A 2068-nucleotide genomic window follows, 5' to 3' on the forward strand; every position below is an offset into this window, starting at 1 on the left:
GTGACAAACACGGCGGACTGTACGCCCCAATGCTCGGGGACGAGCTCTAGGCTCAAAGGGGGAACGGGCTGTACAGGGCCGGTCAAACGAACTTCATACCCAACACGTCAAAGCATACAAGGGGGCTCCTCGGCCTTCGGGCGGCCGGGCGGCCGGGGGGGGGCTTTTCCCGCCGACAAAGACCTCACCAGTTTCTGGTGAGGTTTTTTTTCGCCTGCTGGCCAGTCCGTGATGTAACCCAATGAGATATTTAACTTTTCATTGCAGTGGGCCGTAAAGAAGGGGGACAGCCCGTGGCGGCTGTCTCATGCAAACCCGGAAAGGCCCCCCAATGTTCAAGAACCTGAGTATCCGCGCGGTCCTGACGACCGCGCTTGGCGTTTTTTTCGCGCTGTTCCTGCTGACCGGCATTGCCGTCTATCAGCAGCTGACGTCCAACCGCAGTTCCATCGAAGTGCTGCTGGACACCAACCTGGTGCGATCCAACGCCATGGACGATGCCGGTGCCGAACTGTTGCGCGCCCGCCTGGTGCTGCTGGCCGCGCAGAGCGCGCTGCTGGAAGGCAAGCGCATCGACAGCCTGGCCAGCATGCAGCGGCTGGACGGCTACACCAAGCGGGCGGCCGACCTAGTGCAGAGCGCCCGCCAGACGCCTGAAACGTCACCGGTGGGCAAACCGCTGTTCGAGGCCGCGTTGGCGGCGTATGACGTGTACCTGCGCGACGCGGTCCTGCCGATGATCGCTGCCATCCGCGCCAGCAACGCCGAGGAGGCCAGCCGCCTGAACCTGGACAAGGTCACGCCGCTGGGCATCAACTTCACGCAGGCCAACCAGAAATACTCCGATTTCGCGGACGAGGTCGGGCGCCGCGTGGCAAGCGAGTCGTCGACGCGCATCAATGGCGCGATCGCGTTCCTGATCGGCCTGCTGGTGGTCGTGGCGGTGCTGGTGGTCGGCTTGTATGCCGTGTTCGCGCGGTCGGTGTTCCGGCCGTTGCACGACGCCGGCCGCCTGTTCGACCGCATCGCCAGCGGCGACCTGACCAACCGCATCGAGCAACGCGGCAACAATGAAATCGGCGTGCTCTACGGCGCCGTCAAGCGCATGCAGGACAGCCTGGCGCGCACCGTGGCGGCCGTGCGGCTGGGGGTCGAGGAAATCCATACCGGTTCGCGCGAGATCGCGGCGGGCAACATCGACCTGTCGTCCCGCACCGAGCAGCAGGCCGCGTCGCTGGAGGAAACCGCCGCCAGCATGGACGAGCTGTCGTCCACGGTGAAGAACAACGCCGATAGCTCGCGCAGCGCATCGCAACTGGCCGTGGCCGCGTCCGACGTGGCCACCCGCGGCGGCAAGGCCGTGGGCGATGTGGTGGGCACCATGCGCGCCATTGCCGACAGTTCCAACCGTATCGCCGACATCGTCGGCGTGATCGACGGCATCGCTTTCCAGACCAACATCCTGGCGCTGAACGCGGCGGTGGAAGCTGCCCGCGCGGGCGAGCAAGGCAAGGGCTTTGCGGTGGTGGCCAGCGAAGTGCGCGCGCTGGCCCAGCGCAGCGGCCAGGCCGCCAAGGAAATCAAGAGCCTGATCGACGACTCCGTGCAGAAGGTGTCGATCGGTTCGGACCAGGTGGAAGCCGCCGGCGCCACCATGCAGGAAATCGTGACGTCGGTGCGCCGCGTGACGGACATCATCAACGAGATATCCAGCGCTTCGGAAGAACAGTCGCAGGGCATCCAGCAGGTGAACCAGGCCGTGTCGCAGATGGATAGCGTGACGCAGCAGAACGCGGCGCTGGTCGAGCAGGCGGCCGCTTCCGCGGCGTCGCTGGAAACGCAGGCGCAACGCCTGCGCGACGCGGTGGCGGTGTTCAAGCTGCAGGCTGGCCGGGTGATCGACGCCGATGCACCGGCGCTGGGTCGGGACGGCGAGCCTGCATTGCTGGGCGTCTGAACCGGCGCGCGTTCAAAGTCGTCCTGCAGGGCATGCCGGCCGGGCGCCGCTGCCCGCGTGGGGCGTGGAGCTGCTCTCGTGTACCAATGACAGCGCCAGGACAATCGATCG

The 2068-nt window shown here is 66.0% G+C and carries 1 protein-coding gene; it reads left to right on the top strand.

Annotated features, from left to right (window positions below; translation table 11 throughout):
- Positions 1–331 precede the first annotated feature (331 nt).
- Positions 332–1957, top strand: a complete 1626-nt coding sequence (locus AC6LJ2_RS29955) for a methyl-accepting chemotaxis protein (RefSeq protein WP_498152750.1) — start codon at positions 332–334, stop codon at positions 1955–1957.
- Positions 1958–2068: the final 111 nt, after the last annotated feature.

The organism is Achromobacter sp. 1014246743 (assembly GCF_059760725.1).

Coding starts and splice junctions, on each gene's coding strand:
- AC6LJ2_RS29955 (WP_498152750.1), top strand. CDS start 332: ATGTTCAAGAACCTGAGTATCCGCGCGGTCCTGACGACCGCGCTTGGC.